Genomic DNA, 20,134 nt, shown 5'->3' on the forward strand with positions numbered 1-20,134 from the left:
CAGCCGCCAGTCGCTCGGCGGCGCGCCGACGATCTGGGCGCCGACCGGAAGTCCGTCGCGGGCCGGTGTGACCGGCAGCCCGAGTACCGGAGCGCGGGTCAGCGCGCCGTGGTCCCCCCGATCCGCCCGGAAGCGTGAGATCTCAGGCCGGCGCGGGAACGCGCTCGTGCCAGCCGGACACGGACTGGATCGCCTCACCGATCCCGAGCAGCCGCCAGTCGCTCGCCGGCGCGCCGACGATCTGGGCGCCGACCGGCAGCCCGTCGCGGGCCGGTGTGACCGGCAACCCGAGCACCGGGGCGCGGGTCAGCGACCAGGCGCCGGTGCAGCGGTTGATCCGCCGGCTGAGGGTGACGAGGTCGCCGGCCGCGATCGGTGGTGCGGTGAACGGCGTCGCGGGCGTGACGACGACCATGACCCGCTCGAACGCTTCTCGTACGGTTCGCCGCCACTGCTCGGCGACACCTGCGGCGAGCTGTTCGCGCTCGCGGGTGACCGCCCGCCCGAGGCGCATGCGGTCGCGGATGCCGGGGCTGAGCCGCGGGTCGTCCCAATGGTCGCGCAGCGCACGGGCGGCCTCGGCGTTCTGCAGCTCCGCCATGGCGTCGACCGCGCCCGCGTCGAGCGGCAGGGACACCGACCGCAGGCACGCGCCGTGGTCGCGCAGGAGCGTGAGGAGGTCCTCGAAACCGCGGGCGACGTCCGGTTCGAGGTCGTCGAGGAAGTACGCGTCCGGGACGCCCACCGCCAGCCCGGCGAGCGGCTGCTCCGACGACGAGATGGGCAGGGCGGCGAGCGCGGCGAACAGCGGGCGCAGGTCGCGTACGCTGCGCGCCATCGGGCCGACGACGTCGAGGCTCGGGCTGAGCGGGGTCACGCCCGCGACCGGCACCGCGCCGTGCGTGGGCCGCAGCGTGCTGACCCCGCAGAACGAGGCGGGGTTGCGCAGGGAACCGCCGGTGTCGGTACCCAGCGCCGCGTGGGCCAGCCCGGCCGCGACCGCGACCGCCGAACCGCCGCTCGATCCGCCCGGGATCCGTGTCAGGTCCCAGGGGTTGCGGCACGGGCCCCAGGTCGGGTTCTGCGTCGTCGCGCCGAAGCTCAGCTCCTCCAGGTTGGCCTTGGCGATGACGACCGCGCCGGCCGCGCGCAGGCGGCGTACGGGCTCACTGTCCCGCTCGGCCGGCGGCCGGTACGGCGGGCCGAGCCCGTCGGAGCGGACCGTGCCCGCGACGTCCATGTTGTCCTTGACCGCGATCGTCCAGCCCGCGAGCGGCCCCGGGCGCGCCGCGCGGTCGATCCGCCCGGCCTCCTCGGTGGCCTCCTGGCGTACGAGGACGCACGCGCGCAGCCGGCCGTCCAGACGCTCGATCGCCGCCAGGCTCCGCGCCACGCGAACGCGCGCCGACGCGCCGGTCACGGGCTCGCCCCGAAAGCGCCGTCTCCGGACAGCGCGGCGATCGCCGCGTCGTCCATGCCGAGCAGGCCGCGTAGCAGGTCGTCGCGGTCCTCCCCCAGCTCCGGTGCGCGGCGCGGCTCCGGCGCGGGCCACCAGCCGCGGCCGGCCGTGCGCACGTGGCGTACGGTCCCCCACCGCGGGTGCGGGGTCTCGACCACCAGCTCGCGGTGGTGCGCCTGCGGGTCGTCGAGCGCCTCGGCGAGTGAGTTGACCGGCCCGCAGGGCACCCCGGCCGCGGTGAGCCGCGCGATCCACTCGTCGGTCGTCCGTACGCGAAGCGCCTCGTCGAGGATGGCGATCAGCTCGTCGGCGTTGCGCTGCCGCGCCTCCAGGGTGGCGAAGCGCGGGTCCTCGGCGAGGCCGGCGCGGCCGATCGCCGCGGCGAGGCGGCCGAAGAACTTCGGTTTCGCGCAGGCCAGCATCAGCCAGCCGTCGGCGCTCGGGAACGCCCCGAACGGGACGATGGACGGATGGGCCGACCGCGCCCGCCGCGTGGTCTCGTGCTTCTTGGTGAGGTACCAGGTCGCCGGGTAGGACAGCATCGCGACGGCCGTCTCGAACAGGCTCAGGTCGCAGTCGCCACCGACGCCCTCGCGGCGCGCGACGTGGATCCCGGCGACCAGCGACAGCGCCGCCGCCAGCCCTCCGCAGTAGTCCACGAGCGACAGGCCGCTCTTGGTCGGCGCCCCCTCCGGCTCGCCGGTGAGGTCCATCCAGCCGGCCAGCCCCTGGACGACGTAGTCGTAGGCGGGCTCGTCGCGGCGCGGGCCGGTCATCCCGAAACCGGACAGGGAGCAGACCACGACGCGCTCGTTGTACGGGGCGAGGTCGGCGTACCGCAGACCGAGCTTCTCGGGCACGTCGCCGCGCAGGTTGTGCAGGACGCCGTCGCTCTCGGCCACGAGCCGGTGGAGCACCGACCGGGCGGAGGGCACCGACAGGTCCAGGGCGATGCTCCGTTTGTTCCGGTTGAAGCTCTGGTAGAAGAGGCTGTCGTCCCCGTCCTGGAACGGCGGCACGTGGCGGCCGATGTCGCCGCCGGTCCGCGCGTCCTCGACCTTGATGACGTCCGCGCCCATCTCGGCGAGGTGGAGGCTGCCGAACGGGCCGGCGCCGTACTGCTCCACCGCCACGACCCGGATGTCACTAAGGCCCGTCATGACCGGCTCCGGGCGCCGACGATGGCGGCGGTGCGGCGCATCTCGTTGTCCACGACCATGATCGCTTCGTCCACTCCCATTCCCGGCCGGGCCAGCAGCAGGTCGGCCGCGACACCCATGGCGACGCCCGCCGCGATCTGCGCGGATCGTTCGGTCTCGGTGGAGGAGCCGCCGCAGTAGGCGGCCACACCCGCGGCCCTACAGGCCAGCAGGGCCTGGACCGCGAGGTCGAGCCCGCCCACGTCGGGCAGCTTGACCTGCAGCATGTCCGCCGCCTCCGCCGCGGCGAACTCCCGGACGTCCTCCAGCGTGTTGCACCACTCGTCGGCGACCAGCTCCACGGCGGAGCCGTGGCGGCGCAGCAGCCGGCGGAGCGTGGCGAGCGCCTGGATCTGCTCCTCGCGCGACGCCGCCTGCACGGGTTGTTCGATCCGCAGGCCGAACGGCGCGGCGGCCTCACCCAGCCCGGCGAGGAAGCGGGCGCACGCCTCCAGCGACCCGAACGTCTCGCCGATCGTGCCGTAGCAGTCGAAGTGCAGCGTCGGTGTGTAGCCGGCGTCGTCGCGGTGTTCGAGGATCCGGTCGCGCACCCAGCGGACGTAGCGCCGGAGCAGCTCCCCGTCGTCCCCGACGAGCGCGCGGGCGTTGTTGATCAAGCCGTGCGGGAGCTCGGCGACGCGGCGCAGGATCATCCGGTCAACGCCGTCGTGCCGGTTCTCGCCGCACTGCGCGAAGATCGGGACCGGCCTGAACGCGGTGCCGGTCCCGTACTCCGCCGCGACGGTCTCGGCGACCGTCAGCCGGCAGGCGTGCGCCGCCGCGGCGAGCGTCGCCTGGCTGACGCCGTAGTGGACCGGCGCGGGGAGCCCCAGCCGGGCGAGCCGCGCACTCGACTCGCGGAAGGAGCCGACCGCGGTGCCTGCGAGCGCGTCGTGGAGCACCGGCCCGAGCCGGGCGCACTCGGTGGCGGCGTCGAGCAGCGGCTCGCGTCCCGCCACTCCGGCGTACTGCACCGTCACGCCCGTGCCCACGACGACGGTGCCGTCGTCGAGCGTGAGCAGGACGCTGATCGACTCGCTCGGCTGCCGTACGCGCCGGTATCCCGGGGTGCGCGGCGGCGAGGTGTAGAAGTGCCCGTCGGAGACAGCGCCGTGCCGGATCGCCTCGCGGTCGTCGCTGGGGAACGCCCCGAGCCCGGCGACGCAGAGGACGTCGTGGATCCTCATGTCAGCCCGCGTACCTCTCGACCCAGTCCACGACGCGCCGGTTGTAGTCCAGGCGGTGGGACGGCCGGCCGTTGACGACGAAGATGTGCGGGCTGCCGGGGTAGATGACCAGCCGCGTCGGCACGCCGCGCTCGCGCAGCGCGGTGTGCCACTGCTGCGCCTGGGGGAACGGGCTGCGCACGTCGTCGCCGCCGTGCAGGACCAGCGTCGGCGTGCTCACCCGGTCGACATGGGTGATGGGCGCCTGGGCGGCGTAGCGCTCGCGCTCCTCCCACGGCCGCCCGCCGAACTCCGACTCGCTCAGCCCCCGCCGGTTGTCGGAGTAGCCGACCGTGCCGGCCGGGTCGCAGATCAGCCCGCCGGGGACCGCGGCGGCGAACCGGTCGTCGTGGGCGGTCAGGTAGCAGGCCATGTAGCCGCCGTAGCTGTACCCGGTCACCGCGAGCCGGGCCGGGTCGGCGATCCCCTCGGCGACGAGCGCGTCGATCGGCTCCAGCAGGTCCTTCGCGTCGGAGACGCCCCACTCGCCCCTCGTGGCGGTCAGGAACCGTTCGCCGTACCCGTCGCTGGCCCGCGGGTTGACCAGCAGGACGTTCCACCCGCGCGCGACGAGCTCGTGGTGGTAGAGGTGCACGTCGTCGAGGCCGGGGTGCCAGGAGTTGTGCGGCCCGCCGTGCACGTCGAGCAGCAGCGGCCGTGGCCCCTCGGCGTCCGGGTCGCGCATCAGCCAGGCCTGTACGCGCGTGCCGTCGCTGATCTCGTACTCGCGCTCCACGCGTTCGTACGGCGTGACGCCCTCCAGGGCGGCCCCGTGGGCGGTGTGGACCTCCCGGTTGCCGGAGGCCGGGTCCAGGGTGACGATCTCGCCGAACGACGCGGGCGTGCCGAGGGCGAAGGCCGCCCGGCCCGCGGCCACCGAGACGCCCGAGACGGTGGCTCCGGCATCGGTGAACACCGGCCGCGGCTCGCCGCCCGTCTCGCCGACCGTGTAGAGGTGGACGCAGCCTCGGTCGCTGACGCAGAACAGGACGGTGCGCCCGTCGTCGATCAGCTGCGGCGGGCCGCCCGGATAGCCGGGAAAGCCGACCGCGACGCTCCGGTCCAGCGACGCCGCGAGGTCGGTCGTCTCGCCGCCGTCGAGCGGGAGGCGTACCAGCCGCATGTTGCCGTCGCGGGCCTCGGGGGTCTCGCCGCCCACCAGCAGGGCCGTGCCGTCGCGGGTCCAGGAGACCGTGGCCGCCCAGCCGCCGTCGGCGTTCACCTGCCGGGGCGGCGCGCCGGTGTCCTTCACGTCGATCACGTGCACGCCGGTGCTGCGGGTCAGGTCGGCGTCCGGGCCGAGCGCCGCGGGGAAGGCCAGCCGGCCGCCCTCCGGCGACCAGGACGGCTGCCCGGCGTTCCACTCGCCGCCGGTGAGGCGCCGGCACTCCGCCGACGCCACGTCGAGAACGTGCAGGTGCCGCCGTACGCTCCGCACCAGGCCCTGCCCGTCCGCGAGGTAGTCGAGGCGGTCGCACACGATCGGCGCGTACGCCCGGCGTTCGCGGGCCGCGGCGTCCTCCCCCGGTTCGGCGAGCAGGTCCACCGGGGCCGTGAAGGCGATGCGCGTGCCGTCCGGGCTCCAGACCGGGGTGCCCGCGCCCAGCGGGAGCGTGGTGAGGGGCCGTGCCTCGCCGCCGCCCGCGGGCAGCAGCCAGATCTGCGGCGCGTCGCCGTCCTTGCGTAGGAACGCCACGTTCGTCCCGTCGGGCGACCACGTGGGCGACGTGTCGGCCGGCCCGCCGGTCAGCGGGGTCGGCGTCCCGCCGTCGAGGGCGACCCGCCACAGGCCGCGTACGTTCCGGTCGGTGTCCAGGTCGACGGTGCGCAGGACGTAGACGACCTGCGTGCCGTCGGGCGATATCGCCGGCTCCTCCGGAAGCGCGATCGCGGCCAGGTCGTCGATGGTGAGGCGTCGGGTCATTCGGGCTCCTCCAGTCCGTGACGACGTCCGTCACCGGCGTCACGGCACCGATGCTGGCACGTACGGCGACCTGGGGGTTCGTCCGCGAGCACGAGGCGGGTCAGCCCCGGCTGGTCACCGCCACCAAGTCCGTGATCACTCACTCATGCCCAGGGCCGCGCAGGCGCCGTCCACGGCCGCCCGGCGGAGCTCGTCCCTGGGCACGTCGGCGAACTGGATCGTGCAGTCCTGGATGCCGCCGAAGGCGATCACGGCCCGGGTGGCCTGCTCCAGCGTGGGGTCGGGGCCGTGCAGCAGCCTCCCAAGCCGCCCGCGCCATTCGAACACGCGGTCGATCAGGCCCAGGTCGGCGAACGTGGTCAGCTCGCTGAGCATGAGCACCATCTCCCGGCGATGGCGGTAGTGGAAGTCGAAGTAGCCCTCCAGCAGGGCGCGGGGCGCGACCTCGCCCAGCGCCTCCTGGCCCAGCAGGAACCTCTCCTCCTCGTCGAGGATCGGCTGCACGATGCTGCGGACCAGCTCCTCGCGTGAGGAGAAGTGGTAGTAGAGCGCCGGCTTGGTGATGCCCAGCCGGTCGGCGATGTCCTGCAGGCTGGTCCGCTGCACGCCCCGCTGCGCGAAGAGCTCGCGGGCGACCTCCTGGATCCGCTGCTTGGTGTCCGAGGGACGAGGCATGCCGCCAATCTATCTGACTTAACGATAGGTAAGTAACGATGCTACGCTTACTTATCGTTAAGTAAGGAGACATGCTCATGCGGATCCTCATCTCCGGCGCCAGCGTCGCCGGTCCGGTACTGGCGTACTGGCTCACCAGGCACGGCTTCTCCGTCACCGTCGTCGAGCGCGCGCCGGCTCTGCGCAAGACCGGCGGCCACGCGGTCGACCTCTTCCGGCCCGCGATGGACATCTCGGAGAAAATGGGCGTGCTCCCGCGCGTCGAGGAGCGGGCCACCGGCTCGAACCGGCTGACCCTCCGCCCGGAGGGCTCACGGCGCCCCGTACGGGTGGACCTGTCCAAGATCTTCGGTGCCACCTCCGACCGGCACGCCGAGATCATGCGCGACGACCTGAGCGAGATCTACTACGACGCCACGCGCGACGACGTCGAGTACGTCTTCGACGACTCGATCACCGCGATCTCGCCTGAGGGCGAGGTGCGGTTCGAGAACGCCGCGCCGCGCCGCTTCGACCTCGTCGTCGGCGCGGACGGGCTGCACTCCAACGTCCGCCGCCTCACCTTCGGCGACGAGTCCGGCTTCAGCTCCTTCATCGGGGCCTACCTCGCGGTGCTGACCCTGCCCAACGCCTCCGCCCTGGACGGCGAGCTCCTCATCCACGTCGGCGTCGGCCGTACCGCCGGCATGTACGGCGAGCGGCACCTCGGCGACGCGCGGGCGCTGTTCCTGTTCCGGAGCGAAGGCGAGCTCGACTACGGCCACCGCGACGTGCCCCGCCAGAAGGAGCTGCTGCGCGGCGCCTTCGCGGGCATGCACGCCGACGTGGACGGCTGGCTGGACGAGCTCGACCGCACCCCGGCGTTCTACTTCGACTCGATCACCCAGCTCCACATGGACACCTGGTCGCGGGGCCGGGTGACGCTCGTCGGCGACGCCGGCTACTGCCCCGGCCCGGCCGTCGGCGGCAGCACCAGCCTGGCCGTCGTCGGCGCGTACGTCCTCGCCGGGGAACTGGCGCGGGCGGGCGGCGACCACTCGCGCGCCTTCCCCGCCTACGAGCACGCGATGGCCGAATACGTACGCGGCAGCCGCGCGGTCGCGCTGAGCGCGGCGAAGACCCTGATCCCGACGTCCCGCCTCGGCGTACGGGGCCTGGTCCAGGGCGCCCGCCTGGTCTCCGCCCTGCCCGCGGCGCCCGGCCGCGCCCTCCTCCGCCTCACCTCCAGGACCGCGCGCCTCCACGACTCCATGACCGTCGAGGACTATCCGCCGTCGCCCGCCGGAGCCGCTCTCGGGAGCGGGCTGAAGGCGGAGTGAGAGCGGGCGCGTTCAGACGGCGTCGCTGACCGTCGACATGTTGAAGTCGGGCACCCGGACCGGCGGCATCGCCGTACGCCGGAAGTGGTCGCCGCGTTCGCGCGGCAGGGCGCGCTCGGTCCGGCCCGCCTCGGTGAGCCGGCCCAGGAGGCCGACCGGGGACTCGTTGAACCGGAAGTTGTTCACCGCGCCCCGTACCCGGCCGTCCTCCACGAGGTACACACCGTCGCGGGTCAGGCCGGTGCACAGCAGGGTCTGCGGGTCGACCTCGCGGACGTACCACAGGGCGGTCAGCAGCAGGCCGCGCCCGGTCGAGGCGATCATCTCCCCCAGCGACGCGTCGCCTCCGTCCAGGATGAGGTTCCCGGCCATCGGCCGCGGCCGTGCCCCCGTCCGCCGCGCCCACGACCGTGTACGCACGAGGTCCGCGAGCCGGCCGGTGTCGATCCACGGCCCGGCCGGCACCGGCTGGCCGTTGTCGAAGACCGACCGCATGCCGTTCGCCGCCGTGGTGACGATGTCGAACGGCGCGCACTGGAGGCCGGGGAAGGCCGGGTCCGAGCGCAGGGTCAGCGGCAGCGCCGCCAGCCGCTCGCCGACGCGGCCGCCGCCCGGCCCGGCGCCGAACACGTTGCGGCCCTCGTCGGCGTCCCGCGCGGACGCGTTGAGGTACGCGCAGAGCATCAGGTCGGCCACCGCGGCGGGCGGCAGGATCGTCTCGTACCGGCCCGGCGGCAGCTCGACGCACCGCGCCGCCCAGTCCAGGCGCTGCGCGAGCTCGGAGGACGCGGCGGCGACGTCGAGGTCGGCGAAGTCACGCGTGTGCGCGCCCCACCAGGACGAACGCGTGTTGTCGCCCGACCGCCCGGTCAGCTCCAGCCGGCCGTCGGGCTGGTCGAAGCGCCGCCGCAGGCCGGTCGAGGTGGCCAGGAAGAAGGAGTCAACCTGGTGCTCGGCATAGCCGTACAGCGACCGATCCGAGCGACGCCAGTCCCCGATCACCGCGGCGAGCGCGGGGACGAACCGGTCGAAGACCGTGGCGTCCGTCGCGGCGGCGTCCGCGTCCCAGTCGTCGTCGTGCGCGTACGGCTCGACGAGCGGGCTCGCGTCGGAGGCCGGCTCGGCGTGCCGGGCCGCCGCCTCGGACGCGCGGGCGAGGTCCGCGGCCTCCGCGGGCGTCGCGACCGTACGGGTGACCACGCCCGCCCGCGTCCCGGCGCCGCCCTCCAGCGTGGAGATGACCGTGAGCGCGCGGGTCCGCGTCTCGCCGCTGGTGGTGAGGGCGTTGCCCGCCCACCGCAGGTTCGTCTCGCTGTGCTCGGCCGCGACGACGACGCAGCCGTCCGAGGCGGACGCCGCGAGCGCGGCCCCGGCCAGATCCTGCGCGCGGTGCGTGCTCATCGGCCCCCCTCGTTCCTGGTGTTGAGGACGTTGACGCCGCGGAACACCGCGGCGGGCGCGCCGTGCGAGACCGCCGCGAGCTGTCCCGGCTGGCCCTTGCCGCAGCCGAAGGTCCCGCCGAGGACGTACGTCTCCGGGCCGCCGGCCGCCTCCAACGCGCCCCAGAAGTCCGTGGTCCTGGACTGGTACGCGACGTCGCGTACCTGCCCGGCGAGCCGGCCGTGCTCGATGCGGTGGAACCGCTGGCCGGTGAACTGGAAGTTGTACCGCTGCATGTCGATCGACCAGGACCTGTCGCCCTCGATGTAGATGCCCCGGTCCACCCCGGCGATCAGCTCCTCGGTGGAGGGGCCGTCCGGCGCCGGCGACAGGGACACGTTCGCCATGCGCTGCAGCGGGACGCGCCCGGCCGTGTCGGCGAACGCGCAGCCGTTCGACCGCTCGAACCCGACGGACCGCGCGAGCTGCCGGTTGACCTGGTACCCGACGAGCACCCCGGCCCGTACAAGGTCGAACCGCCGGGTCGCGACCCCCTCGTCGTCGTAGCCGATGGTCGACAGGCCGTGCTCCGCCGTACGGTCGCCCGTCACGTTCATCGCCGCGCTGCCGTAGCGCAGCGTGCCCAGCCCGTCCGGGGTGGCGAAGCTCGTCCCGGCGAACGCGGCCTCGTAGCCCAGCGCGCGGTCCAGCTCGGTGGCGTGCCCGATCGACTCGTGGATCGTCAGCCACAGGTTCGACGGGGCGATGACCAGGTCGTACGCGCCCGGCTCGACGCTCGGCGCCCGCGCGTGCTCCCGCAGCAGGCCGGGCAGCGCGGCGATCTCCGCGTCGAAGTCCCAGCCGGTCCCGGTGAGGTACTCCCAGCCGCGGCCGGCGGCCGGGGCGAGCGTGCGCATCGAGGCGAACGACCCGGCGGCGACGGTGAACGCGGTGAGCTGCGGGGCGATCCGCACTCGCTGCTGCGTGGTCACCGTGCCGGCCGTGTCGGCGTAGAACTTGTGCTCGACGGCCTGCACGACGGAGGCGTCCACGTGGTCGACGCCGTCCGCGGCCAGCGCCCGGCCGGACAGCTCGGCCAGCCGCGCGAACCGTTCGCCCTCCGGCACGTCGAACGGGTTCACCTCATACGCCGAGACCCAGGTGACGTCGCCGTGCGCGGGCTCGGGCGCCGGCTCGACCGGGTCGCCGCGCAGGGCCCGGCTCGTCCGCGCCGTCGCCACCGCGCGCTCGGCCAGCGCCGCCGCCGCGTCCGTGGTCAGCGCGGCGCCGGACGCGAACCCCCACGTGCCGTCGTGCACCACGCGGACCGCCAGCCCGGTGACCTCGTCGTCGGAGGAGGAGTCGAGGCGGCCGTCGCGGAGGCGGAGCCGCCCGAGGCGCACCCGTTCGAGACGGAAGTCGGCGTGGTGCGCGCCCAGGCTCCGCGCCCGTTCGAGGGCGGCGTCCGCGAGCGCGCGCAGGGGCAGCGCGAGGAAGGACGGGTCGATCTCACGCGCCATGCCGGATCTCCGCTCAGCCGGGTAGGACTCCGAGCGTCTCGCAGAGACGTGTCCCGGTGCTCGTGGCCGGGGCCAAGATCCGGGGGCGTCGTTCGTTCCGGCGTCCGAAGAAGGGACGACCGGCCAGTGGTTAGCCTGACCGGGCGGTACGGACCTGCCCGAATCGCCGACTCGTACGGGAGACGCGCACGTGACAATCGACGGCCTCATCGCCGACCTGGAGCGGACGGTCCCCCGCGCCCTGGAGGAGCACGGCGTGCCGGGGGCCGCGGTCGGGATCTGCGACGAGCGGGAGATCCTCTGGAGCGCCGGTTTCGGGAGCACGGCGCACGGAGGGGGAACGCCGGTGACGGCGGCGACGCGGTTCAGCGTGCAGTCGACGTCGAAGCTGTTCACCGCGACGTGCGTGCTGCTGGCCGTCCAGCGGTCGCTGGTCGACCTGGACGAGCCGATCACGACGTACCTGCCGGAGTTCACGGTGCACAGCCTCTTCGAGGACGAGCCGGCGGGCCGGATGACGCTGCGCCATCTGCTGAGCCACACGGCCGGGTTCACCCACGAGGCGCCGCTCGGCTCGAACCACTCCATCGGCGACGGCGACTTCGCGGACCACTGCGCGAGCATCGCCGACACCTGGCTGCGCTTCCCGGTCGGGCACCACCACGAGTACTCCAACCTGGGGATCGACCTGGCCGGGTACATCATCCAGCGCGTCAGCGGCGTCCCGTTCGAGGAGTGGGCGCGGCGGGAGCTGTTCGAGCCGCTGGGGCTGGCGCGGACGACGTTCGACGCCGGCGTCATCGCGGCCGACCCCGAACGGGCCGTCGGGCACTGGCGGCCGTTCACCGAGGCCGGCCGCCCGCTCCCCGTACGGGTTCCCATGGTCGCGGCCGGCGGGCTGTACACGAGCGTCGAGGACGCGCTCCGGTACGTGCGGTTCCACCTGCGGTCCGGCGGAAAAGTCCTGGCCGAGGCGCTGCTGCGGGAGCACTACCGGATCCCGTTTCCCGCGCCGGGCCAGTCGCTCGGCTACGGGCTCGGGCTGTACCTCGACGAGTGGGAGCCGGGCGTGCGCGTCCGCCACCACGGCGGTTCCGGTTTCGGCTTCCAGGCACAGCTGTGCTGGCTGCCGGAGGCGGGGTACGGCGTCGTGATGCTGACGAACCGCTTCGACCACTCGGTGCACGACGACACCGTCCGCGGTGCCGTCGCCCGCCTCGCCGGGACCCCGTCGCCACCGGCGGAGGAGCCGGCCGGTACGCCGCGCGGCGACGCTCACGGTCTGGACGTACTCGCCGGCGAGTACGTCGGCAGGCTGGAGGACCGGGTGCTGGTGCGGGTACGGGACGGGCGCCTGTTCGTCGACGACGAGGACGGAGGCCATGAGGCCGTGCCGACCGGCCCCGCCACGATGGCGGGCCGCGCGGGCCGGTGCTCCCGCTTCCTGCCCGGCCGGTACGGCCCCGCGGGCTACCTGCAGGACCTGCGGGACGGCACCGTCCGGTACCGGAACGACGCGCCGGAGTCGGCGCTCGATCCCACCTACGACGGCACGTACGTCCTGCGGGCGTGGGGCCTGCCGGTGGGCGAGATGCGGATCTTCCAGGACGGCCGCTCGCCGGCCATCCAGCGGCTGGGCGACGAGGAGAAGGAGGACGGCGCGGCGATCAGGCTCGCGCCGATCTCGCCGGGCCGCTACCTGTCCGCGACGGGCGAGATCCTCGACCTGACCGGGCCGGACCCGGTGTACGCGAACGTTCCGCTGGACCGTACGGGAGGCGAGAGGTGACCGGCATCAAGCTGGAGGGCATCGAACTGCGGCGGATCGCCATGCCGCTCGTGGCGCCGTTCCGTACCTCCTTCGGGACCCAGACCACCAAGGACGCCCTGTTGCTGCGGGCCGTGACGGCCGACGGCGAGGGCTGGGGCGAGTGCGTCTCCGCCGCCGAGCCGCTCTACTCCTCCGAGTACACCGACGCGTCCGCGGACGTGCTGCGGAGGTTCTTCGTCCCGGCGGTCCGCGAGGTCGGGGGGGCGAAGGAGGTCGGGCCGGCGCTGGCGCGGTTCCACGGCCACCGGATGGCCAAGGCCGCACTGGAGATGGCGGTGCTCGACGCCGAGCTGCGGGCGCGAGGCATGCCGCTGAGCCGCGAGCTCGGCGCGGTGCGCGACCGCGTCCCGTGCGGCGTCTCGGTCGGGATCATGGACTCGATCGGCGAGCTGCTCGACGTCGTCGGCGGCTACCTCGACGCCGGCTACGTCCGCATCAAGCTCAAGATCGAGCCGGGATGGGACGTCGAGCCGGTCCGTGCCGTACGCGAGCGGTTCGGGGACGAGGTGCTGCTCCAGGTCGACGCCAACGCCGCGTACTCCCTCGGCGACGCGCGCCGGCTCGCCCGCCTCGACGCGTTCGACCTGCTCCTGATCGAGCAGCCGCTGCCCGAGGAGGACATCCTCGGGCACGCGGACCTCGCCGGCCTGGTCGAGACCCCGATCTGCCTGGACGAGGCGATCACTTCGGCGAAGGCGGCGGCGGACGCCATCCGGCTCGGGGCGTGCCGGATCGTCAACATCAAGGCCGGGCGCGTCGGCGGCTACCTGGAGGCGCGCCGCATCCACGACGTGTGCCAGGCCCACGACGTGCCGGTCTGGTGCGGCGGGATGGTGGAGACCGGACTGGGGCGCGCGGCGAACGTCGCGCTCGCCGCGCTGCCGTGGTTCACGCTGCCCGGCGACACGTCCGGTTCGGACCGGTTCTACTCCACGGACATCACCGAGCCGTTCGTGCTCGCCGACGGCCATCTGCCGGTGCCGTCGGGCCCCGGCCTCGGCGTCGCGCCGATCCCGGAGACGCTGGAGGCGGTCACGACGTCGACGGAGTGGATCGGCCTGCGCTGAGGCGGACCTTCCTGAACCTCGGAAACATGGCGTAACCTGCGGGAACTTCCGGGAGTTCGTAGTAAGGACTGCTTAGGTGACATATCAGCATGCGCTCGGCCGCCGTACGAGCGAACCGCACGCCTCGCGCGCCGGGTCCGTACGATCGGACCGTCCGGCCGCCCGGTATTCGTCCGGCGGCACCAACGCGCCGCGGCCGCCGCTCGTTACCGTCGACCCGTGCTGGTTCCGGTGACCGAACACCCACGTGCGAGCCTCGGGCGGGTGCTCGAGGACCTCGGAAGTACGCTGCTGGAGCTGCTGTGCGGCGACGCCGACCGCAGTGACGGCATCGACGGCGTCATCATCCACGACCCGCTCGACGAGCCCGCCTGGTCCCGCCACGCCCTCGTGCTCGGCGTCGGCGTCAACGACCCCGAGGACGTCATCGACCTGCTCGGCGAGCTGGGGTCGCGGGGCGGCGTCGGCCTCGTGCTGCGCTCCCCGGTACGCGTCACGCCGGAGATCGCCGAGGCCGCGAAGCGCACCGGCGTCGCCGTACTCGGGCTCGCCCGCGGCGCGTCGTGGGTCCAGCTCGCGGCGATGCTGCGGTCGCTGCTCGCCCACGACGACGTCGCCGAGACCCGGGCCGAGATGCTCGGCGGCGTGCCGTCCGGCGACCTGTTCGCGCTGGCCAACGCGGTCGCCGCGCTGCTCGACGCGCCGATCACGATCGAGGACCGCGCCTCGCGCGTCCTTGCGTTCTCCGGCCGGCAGGACGAGGCCGACCCGTCGCGGATCGGCACCATCCTCAACCGCCGGGTGTCGGTGGCGCGCACCCGCGACCTGGAGGACCGTGGGGTGTTCCGCGAGCTGTACCGCACCGACCAGCCCCTCTTCGTGGAGCCGCCGGAGAGCGGCCTGGAGGGGTTCACGATGCCGCGGATGGCGCTCGCCGTACGGGCCGGCGACGAGATCCTGGGCTCGATCTGGGCGGCGGTCCGTGAGCCGTTCCCCGGCGACCGCGTGCAGGCCTTCAGTGACGTCGGCAAGCTCGTCGCGCTCCACCTGCTGAGCCACCGGGCCGGGGCCGACGTCGAACGACGGCTCCGCTCCGACCTGGTCGCCACCGCGCTGGAGGGCGGGCCGGAGGCGAGCCAGGCCGCCGGCCGCCTCGGCCTGTCGCACCAACCGGCCGTCGTGCTGGCTCTCGCCCTGCCCGAGGAGGCCGACGCGTCCTCGGCGCACCAGGCCGACCGGGTGGCCGAGCGCCAGCGGCTCGGCGACTCGCTCGCGATGCACCTCACCGCGGCGCACCCCGGCTCGGCGGCGGCCCTCGTGGGCAACGTGGCCTACGGCATCGTCCCGGTCGGCCGGTCCCGCGACGGCGCCGAACGCGGGACGGCGCGGCTGGCCGCGGAGTTCCTGGACCGTACGCGGTCGTGGGCCCCGTCGGCGGCCGCCGGCATCGGCACGGTCACGCCGGACGCGTCGGGCCTGTCCCGGTCCCGCGACGGCGCGGACCGGGCCCTGCGCGTCGCCCTGTCGAACCGTACGGGCCGGCGGGTGGCGTGCATCGGCGACGTGGGCTTCGACGCGCTGCTGATCGAGCTCGCCGACCTGATCGCCAAGCGCGGCGACCCGCTGGCCGGCCCGGTCGCCCGGCTGCTGGCCTACGACGAGAAGCACCGCTCCCGCCTGGTCGAGACGATGCGCGCGTGGCTGGACGCGTTCGGGGACGTCATCGCGGCCGCCCAGGCGGTGAACGTGCACCCGAACACGTTCCGCTACCGCCTCCGCAGGCTGGCCGAGGTCGGCGAGCTCGACCTCGGCGACCCCGACACCCGCCTCACGGTCATGCTCCAGCTCCGCCTGATGGCCGACCAACACCAGGTATGAAGCCGCCGGGCGCGCACCACGGCCCGGACGCCACCCACGCCGCCGAGGGTCAGCCGACCACGATCGAGCGGTACGCGCCGGGGTCCGTCACGCCTTCGGTGCCGAGGACCAGGACCGGGCCGCCGCCGGCCGGCAGGAACCCCTCCTGGGCGAGCACGGCCAGGCCCGCGATCCCGGCCGCGCCGCTCGCGCCCGACGCGACGCCCTCCGCCGCGAGACGTCTCATCGCGGTCCTCGCCTCGTCGTCGGAGACCGCGACGGCGGCGCGGACGCCCCGCCGCAGCACCGGCCACGCGACCCGCGACACCTCACCGCAGTTGAGCCCCGCCATGATCGACTCGTGCGGCCCCGGCACCGTGACCAGCCGTCCGGCGGCCAGCGACCGCCGTACGCAGTCCGCGCCGAGGGGTTCGGCGGTGACGACGTCGCAGCCGTGGCCGTCGGCCAGGTGCCGGACGGCCGCCGAGGCGACGGCCCCCACGCCCGCCGGCACGACCGCCAGCGCGAACCCGGCATCCTCGCAGGTCGCCTCCGCCAGCTGGGCGCGGGCCTCCCGGAAGATCGTCCCGTACCCCGCCACGACCGCCGACGGGATCGTCTCGTACCCGGGCCATGAGGTGTCGGAGACGAGCAGGTGCCTCGCGTCCTCCCGCGCGTCGGCGGCGGACCGCCGGACGGCGTCGTCGTACGGGCCCTCGACCGGCACGACGGAGGCGCCCTCGGCCTCGATCGCGGCGACCCGTCCCGGCGCCATGCCCTCCGGAACGTAGATCCGGCAGGCGAGGCCCAGCAGGCGCGCCAGGTGCGCGACGGCACGCCCGTGGTTCCCGTCGGTCGCGGTGGTGAGGGTCGTCCCGGCCGGCAGCGAGCGCGCGGCCTCCGCCGTCGCGGCGAACCTGGGCGGCACGGACGCGTCGAGGCGTTCGGCGATCGCGCGGTTCACCGCCCACGCGGCCCCGACGACCTTGAACGAGGGCAGCCCGAGGCGCTCCCGCTCGTGCTTGACGAAGAGCCGCCGAAGCCCCAGGCCGGCGGCCAGGCGGGGCAGCTCGACGAGCGGCGTCGGAGAGAAACCCGGCAGCGAGGCGTGGAACGCCGCGACCTCGCCGGTGTCCGGTTTCGGGGCCGCCAGGTCAGGGCCGGTCCACGCGGGGTTCATCGAGACTCGTTCGGACACCGGGACACCTCCATCGCCAACACTCGCGTATTCGCTGGCAGCGTGGCAGTCCGGCCGGGCCGATTTCTTGTCCCCGGCCCCCAACTCCGCGGGAGATGTTGGGCCGGACGGCGCGCCCGTCACTCCGGGTCGAGGTCCTCAGCCGGTTCCGTCGGGATCTCGACGAGCAGGGTGGTGCCGTCCCCCGGGAGGCTGCGGACCTCGATGCGGCCGTCGAGCGCCTCGACGCGGTCCTTCAGGCCGACGAGCCCGGTCCCGCGGGCGAGATCGGCTCCGCCGCACCCGTTGTCGCGGACCGCCAGGTGGACGCTCTGCCGCCGCCGCGTCAGCTCGACGCGTACCTCCGAGGCGCTCGCGTGCTTGACGACGTTCGTCAGCGCCTCGGAGACGGTGTAGAAGACGGCGACCTCGACGCGCTCGGGAAGGCGTCCGCCGATGTTGCCCACCAGGAGCCGTACGGGGACGGCCGAGCGACGCGCGAGAGAACGGAGGGCCGGCGGAAGGCCGGACCGGATCAGGATCGGCGGGACGATGCCGCGGGAGACGTCCTGCAGATCATCGAGGATGTCGGACAGGTCCCGTACGAGACCGCCCAGTTGCGCGCTGAGCCATCCGCGAGCGGGCCCGTCGGCGGTGGTCTGGATCGAGCGGAGTTTGAGGGCGAGGGTGACGAGCCGCTGCTGCGCCCCGTCGTGCAGGTCGCGTTCGATGCGCCGCCGGCTCTCGTCGGCCGCCGCGACGACGCGGGCGCGGGAGGCCAGCAGGTCACTGCGGCTCTGGGCGTTGGCGATCGCGGTGCCGATGAGCTCGACGAACTCCTGCATGCGTTCCTCGGTCACGCCGCGCGCCGGCTCCGCGTCGACGCAGTGGATGATCATCGCACCCCACACGCGTCCTTCGACCTTCACCGGGCAGCCGACGACGCACCGCAGGTCCATCTCGCGGGCCCAGCGGCCGATCGCGGTGGTGTTCCGCTCGTAGTCGTTCATCCGGGCCGGCCGTTCGGTGCTGCGTACGGTGGCCGTGACGGTGCCGTTCTCGATCGGCCAGCACCCGTCGAGCGGTGGCATCACCTGGGGCAGGTGAGGGTCGTTCCAGTACGCGACGACCGTGGCCGTGCCCTCGGTCTCGAAGCGCAGGACCACCGTGTGCGACGCATCGAGGACCCGGCCTCCTTCGGCGGCGACGGCGGCGAAGACCTCTGAGGCGGAGACGCCGCAGGCGACGAGTGTGGCGACGCGGCGGAGGGCGCCCTGCACGTCGGCGAACCTCCGGAGCCGGTCCTGGCTCGCAGCCAGTGACGCGACCATCATGTCGAACTCATGCTGGGGCACGGTCTTCACGCCCAGCGATGTGCCGGACCCGCCGTCGCCCTCGTCCCGATCGGCGGCCGGGACGGGGAAGCGACCGCCACGCCAGAGGATCGCCTTCGTCGCGTGGACGGCGAAGAGGACCACGACGATCAGTGCGACCGTGATCAGGACCGTTTCATGGGCCACGGAGTGGATCATGTGACGCCGTCCGTGAACTCCCGCAAGAGCCTCTCCCTCCTTGAGGATGGATCAGGTGCTCGCGGTCGCCCAAGCCCGCCCGAGCCATGCCGTAATGGTGGGGCATGGGGCGCCGGGCGGTATCGACCGATCGGGCAGGTGCTTACCTCGGAGATCCCCCGCCCGGCCTCTCGACCGGGACGAAGGCGCCGCGCTCGCCGAGTGAGGTGGTGGCCGCGGCCACCACGGCGAGGTCCTCCAGGCCCTCGCGGCCCGGTACGCGCGGCTCATTACCGCTGTTTATCGCGCCGATCCAGTCGTTCACTATCGCCGTATGGCTGTCGCCGTAGTACTCCGCGCCCCGGTGGTCCGCGCCGCCGGGGGTCCAGGTCGCGCAGCCGCCGGACGCGCCCTCGTAGTCCACGATCACGTCCAGGCGGCCCGCCGAGCCGATGACCGTCGCCTCCGGCCGGCCCGGCGGGCCGGGGCTGTGCCAGGTCAGGATCGACTGGGCGACGACGCCGCCGTCCAGCCGGAGGGTCAGCGTGACCGTGCCGGGCGACACCGCCGCCGCCGACACGGACGCCACCTCGCCGCCGAGCCGGCGGATCAGGCTCACCTGGTGTGTGCCCTGGTCCAGCAGGACCCCTCCGCCCGGCCCGTCGCCCTCCCGCCAGCCGTCACGCCTCCACAACCCGCCGAGCAGGTACGCCCGGGTGCTCCGTACGGCGAGGACGCGGCCGATCCGCCCTTCCGCGAGCACGCGGCGGGCGTCCTCCACGGCGCGCAGGTGCGGATAGTTCTCCGCCACGGCCAGCACGAGGCCCGCCGCCCCGGCCGCGTCGACGACCGCGCGCCCGTCGGCCACGGACGTGGCGATCGGCTTCTCGACCAGCACGTGCAGCCCGTGGCCGATGGCATCCAGTGCGACCTGGGCGTGCAGGTGGTGCGGCACGCGGACGTCGACGGCGTCGATCCGCTCGCCCGCGACGGCCTCGGCCAGCGTCCCGTACGGGCGGGCGCCGGTACGCCGCGCCGCCTCGGCGGCACGGCCCTCGTGCGGATCGACCACGGCGACCAGGGACCCGCCCGCGGTCAGCGAGGGGTACACCTCGCGCGCCGCGATCTCCCCCATCGCGCCGCACCCGGCCAACGCGACCCGTACGGCCTCGCTCATCGCCTGCCTCCCTTTAGTGTGAATAGTCATACTAATGACGCGGCGCTGGGCAGTAACGTCCCTCCTACATCGGAAAGGAGCCGTGGTTGACGAACCTCAGAGCACCGGCGACGCGGTCGACCGGGCTGCACGCGCGGCTCGTGGACGCGCTCGGCCGGCGCATCGCGCACGGCGACCTCCCGGTCGGCGGCCTCGTCTCCCCCGAGCGTGTCGGGTCCGAGTACGAGATCTCCCGGCCTGTCGTACGCGAGGCGCTGCGTACGCTCGAGGTGCTCGGCCTGGTCCGGCCGCGGCACAAGGTGGGCACCACGGTCCAGCCCCAGGCGGCGTGGGCGCTGCTCGATCCGCAGGTCATCGCCTGGCGGGCCGACGGCCCGGACTCCGACACCCAGCTCGGCGAGCTGCTGACCCTACGGGAGGCGGTCGAGCCCGCGGCGGCGAGGATCGCCGCCCTCCAGGCCGGGGACTCCCTCGCGCCCCTGCTCCAGGACCACCTGCGGAAGATGCGGGACGCCTACGAACGGCGGAGCCGCGCCGCGTTCGTGGAGGCGGACACCGCCTTCCACCGGACGATGCTCGAAGGCGCGGGCAACGCCGTCCTCAGCCAGCTCGTCCAGACCCTCATCGCCACCCTGCACGCCCGCTACTCCGACCGCCGCCGCCTCTTCACCGGCGACACCGCGGCCTCGCTGGAGCGGCACGAACGCGTCATCGCGGCCATCGCGGCCCTGGACCCCGTGGCCGCGGAGGCCGCCGCCCTGACGCTGGTCCGCGCGACCCGCGCCGAGGTACTCGACGGATCGGAGCGATGA

15 protein-coding genes are annotated in these 20,134 nt (G+C 74.0%); 5 read left to right on the top strand and 10 right to left on the bottom strand.

What is annotated here, in order from left to right:
• Positions 1-142: 142 nt before the first annotated feature.
• From QWU11_RS13700 to QWU11_RS13720, 5 genes are all read right to left on the bottom strand, one after another.
• Entirely contained in the window at positions 143-1,420 is a 1,278-nt protein-coding gene (locus tag QWU11_RS13700) for an amidase (protein ID WP_290107272.1), read from the bottom strand.
• Positions 1,417-2,619: a CoA transferase gene (locus QWU11_RS13705; RefSeq protein WP_290107278.1), complete on the bottom strand. Its 1,203-nt coding sequence runs from the start codon at positions 2,617-2,619 to the stop codon at positions 1,417-1,419. Before QWU11_RS13705 ends, QWU11_RS13700 begins: the two co-directional genes overlap by 4 nt.
• Positions 2,616-3,845 carry a methylaspartate ammonia-lyase gene (locus tag QWU11_RS13710; protein WP_290107288.1) on the bottom strand — a complete coding sequence of 410 codons (1,230 nt, stop codon included), beginning with the start codon at positions 3,843-3,845 and terminating at the stop codon, positions 2,616-2,618. The genes QWU11_RS13705 and QWU11_RS13710 overlap by 4 nt, the downstream gene beginning before the upstream one ends.
• 1 nt (position 3,846) lies before the next feature.
• Positions 3,847-5,808 (bottom strand): S9 family peptidase, encoded by a 1,962-nt coding sequence (locus QWU11_RS13715; protein ID WP_290107290.1) that lies wholly within the window; start codon positions 5,806-5,808, stop codon positions 3,847-3,849.
• Positions 5,809-5,943: 135 nt separating this feature from the next.
• Positions 5,944-6,483 (bottom strand): TetR/AcrR family transcriptional regulator, encoded by a 540-nt coding sequence (locus QWU11_RS13720; protein ID WP_290107303.1) that lies wholly within the window; start codon positions 6,481-6,483, stop codon positions 5,944-5,946.
• Positions 6,484-6,560: 77 nt separating this feature from the next.
• Here QWU11_RS13720 and QWU11_RS13725 point away from each other — a divergent pair, with 77 nt between their 5' ends.
• Positions 6,561-7,802 (top strand): FAD-dependent monooxygenase, encoded by a 1,242-nt coding sequence (locus QWU11_RS13725; RefSeq protein ID WP_290107318.1) that lies wholly within the window; start codon positions 6,561-6,563, stop codon positions 7,800-7,802.
• 12 nt (positions 7,803-7,814) lie between these two features.
• Here the strand turns inward: QWU11_RS13725 and QWU11_RS13730 are convergent, their stop codons facing one another.
• Both QWU11_RS13730 and QWU11_RS13735 read right to left on the bottom strand, forming a co-directional pair.
• The gene (locus tag QWU11_RS13730; RefSeq protein ID WP_290107329.1) at positions 7,815-9,203 is read right to left on the bottom strand and encodes a metallopeptidase TldD-related protein; all 1,389 of its coding nucleotides are present in this window, start codon (positions 9,201-9,203) and stop codon (positions 7,815-7,817) included.
• A complete protein-coding gene (locus tag QWU11_RS13735; protein WP_290107335.1) occupies positions 9,200-10,702 on the bottom strand; it encodes a TldD/PmbA family protein in 1,503 nt (500 codons plus the stop codon). The genes QWU11_RS13730 and QWU11_RS13735 overlap by 4 nt, the downstream gene beginning before the upstream one ends.
• A gap of 190 nt (positions 10,703-10,892) precedes the next feature.
• On the opposite strand from QWU11_RS13735, the gene QWU11_RS13740 reads away from it, so the two are divergent.
• From QWU11_RS13740 to QWU11_RS13750, 3 genes are all read left to right on the top strand, one after another.
• Positions 10,893-12,491, top strand: coding sequence for a serine hydrolase domain-containing protein (locus QWU11_RS13740; protein ID WP_290107339.1), 1,599 nt, complete (start codon positions 10,893-10,895; stop codon positions 12,489-12,491).
• A gap of 5 nt (positions 12,492-12,496) precedes the next feature.
• A complete protein-coding gene (gene menC, locus QWU11_RS13745; RefSeq protein ID WP_290108698.1) occupies positions 12,497-13,600 on the top strand; it encodes an o-succinylbenzoate synthase in 1,104 nt (367 codons plus the stop codon).
• Positions 13,601-13,819: 219 nt separating this feature from the next.
• The gene (locus tag QWU11_RS13750; protein ID WP_290107345.1) at positions 13,820-15,478 is read left to right on the top strand and encodes a helix-turn-helix domain-containing protein; all 1,659 of its coding nucleotides are present in this window, start codon (positions 13,820-13,822) and stop codon (positions 15,476-15,478) included.
• Between the two features lie 49 nt (positions 15,479-15,527).
• Here QWU11_RS13750 and QWU11_RS13755 read toward each other — a convergent pair whose 3' ends face one another.
• The 3 genes from QWU11_RS13755 to QWU11_RS13765 all read right to left on the bottom strand — a co-directional run bounded on the left by QWU11_RS13755 (position 15,528) and on the right by QWU11_RS13765 (position 19,322).
• Complete coding sequence (locus QWU11_RS13755) at positions 15,528-16,655, bottom strand: diaminopropionate ammonia-lyase (protein ID WP_290107347.1); 1,128 nt, start codon at positions 16,653-16,655, stop codon at positions 15,528-15,530.
• A 119-nt stretch (positions 16,656-16,774) separates the two neighbouring features.
• Positions 16,775-18,154, bottom strand: coding sequence for a GAF domain-containing protein (locus tag QWU11_RS13760; RefSeq protein WP_290107352.1), 1,380 nt, complete (start codon positions 18,152-18,154; stop codon positions 16,775-16,777).
• Positions 18,155-18,308: 154 nt separating this feature from the next.
• The gene (locus QWU11_RS13765; RefSeq protein ID WP_290107360.1) at positions 18,309-19,322 is read right to left on the bottom strand and encodes a Gfo/Idh/MocA family oxidoreductase; all 1,014 of its coding nucleotides are present in this window, start codon (positions 19,320-19,322) and stop codon (positions 18,309-18,311) included.
• An 86-nt stretch (positions 19,323-19,408) separates the two neighbouring features.
• On the opposite strand from QWU11_RS13765, the gene QWU11_RS13770 reads away from it, so the two are divergent.
• The gene (locus QWU11_RS13770; RefSeq protein WP_290107364.1) at positions 19,409-20,134 is read left to right on the top strand and encodes an FCD domain-containing protein; all 726 of its coding nucleotides are present in this window, start codon (positions 19,409-19,411) and stop codon (positions 20,132-20,134) included.

This window comes from Actinomadura sp. DC4, assembly GCF_030406325.1.
In the GTDB taxonomy this organism is placed as follows: domain Bacteria; phylum Actinomycetota; class Actinomycetes; order Streptosporangiales; family Streptosporangiaceae; genus Actinoallomurus.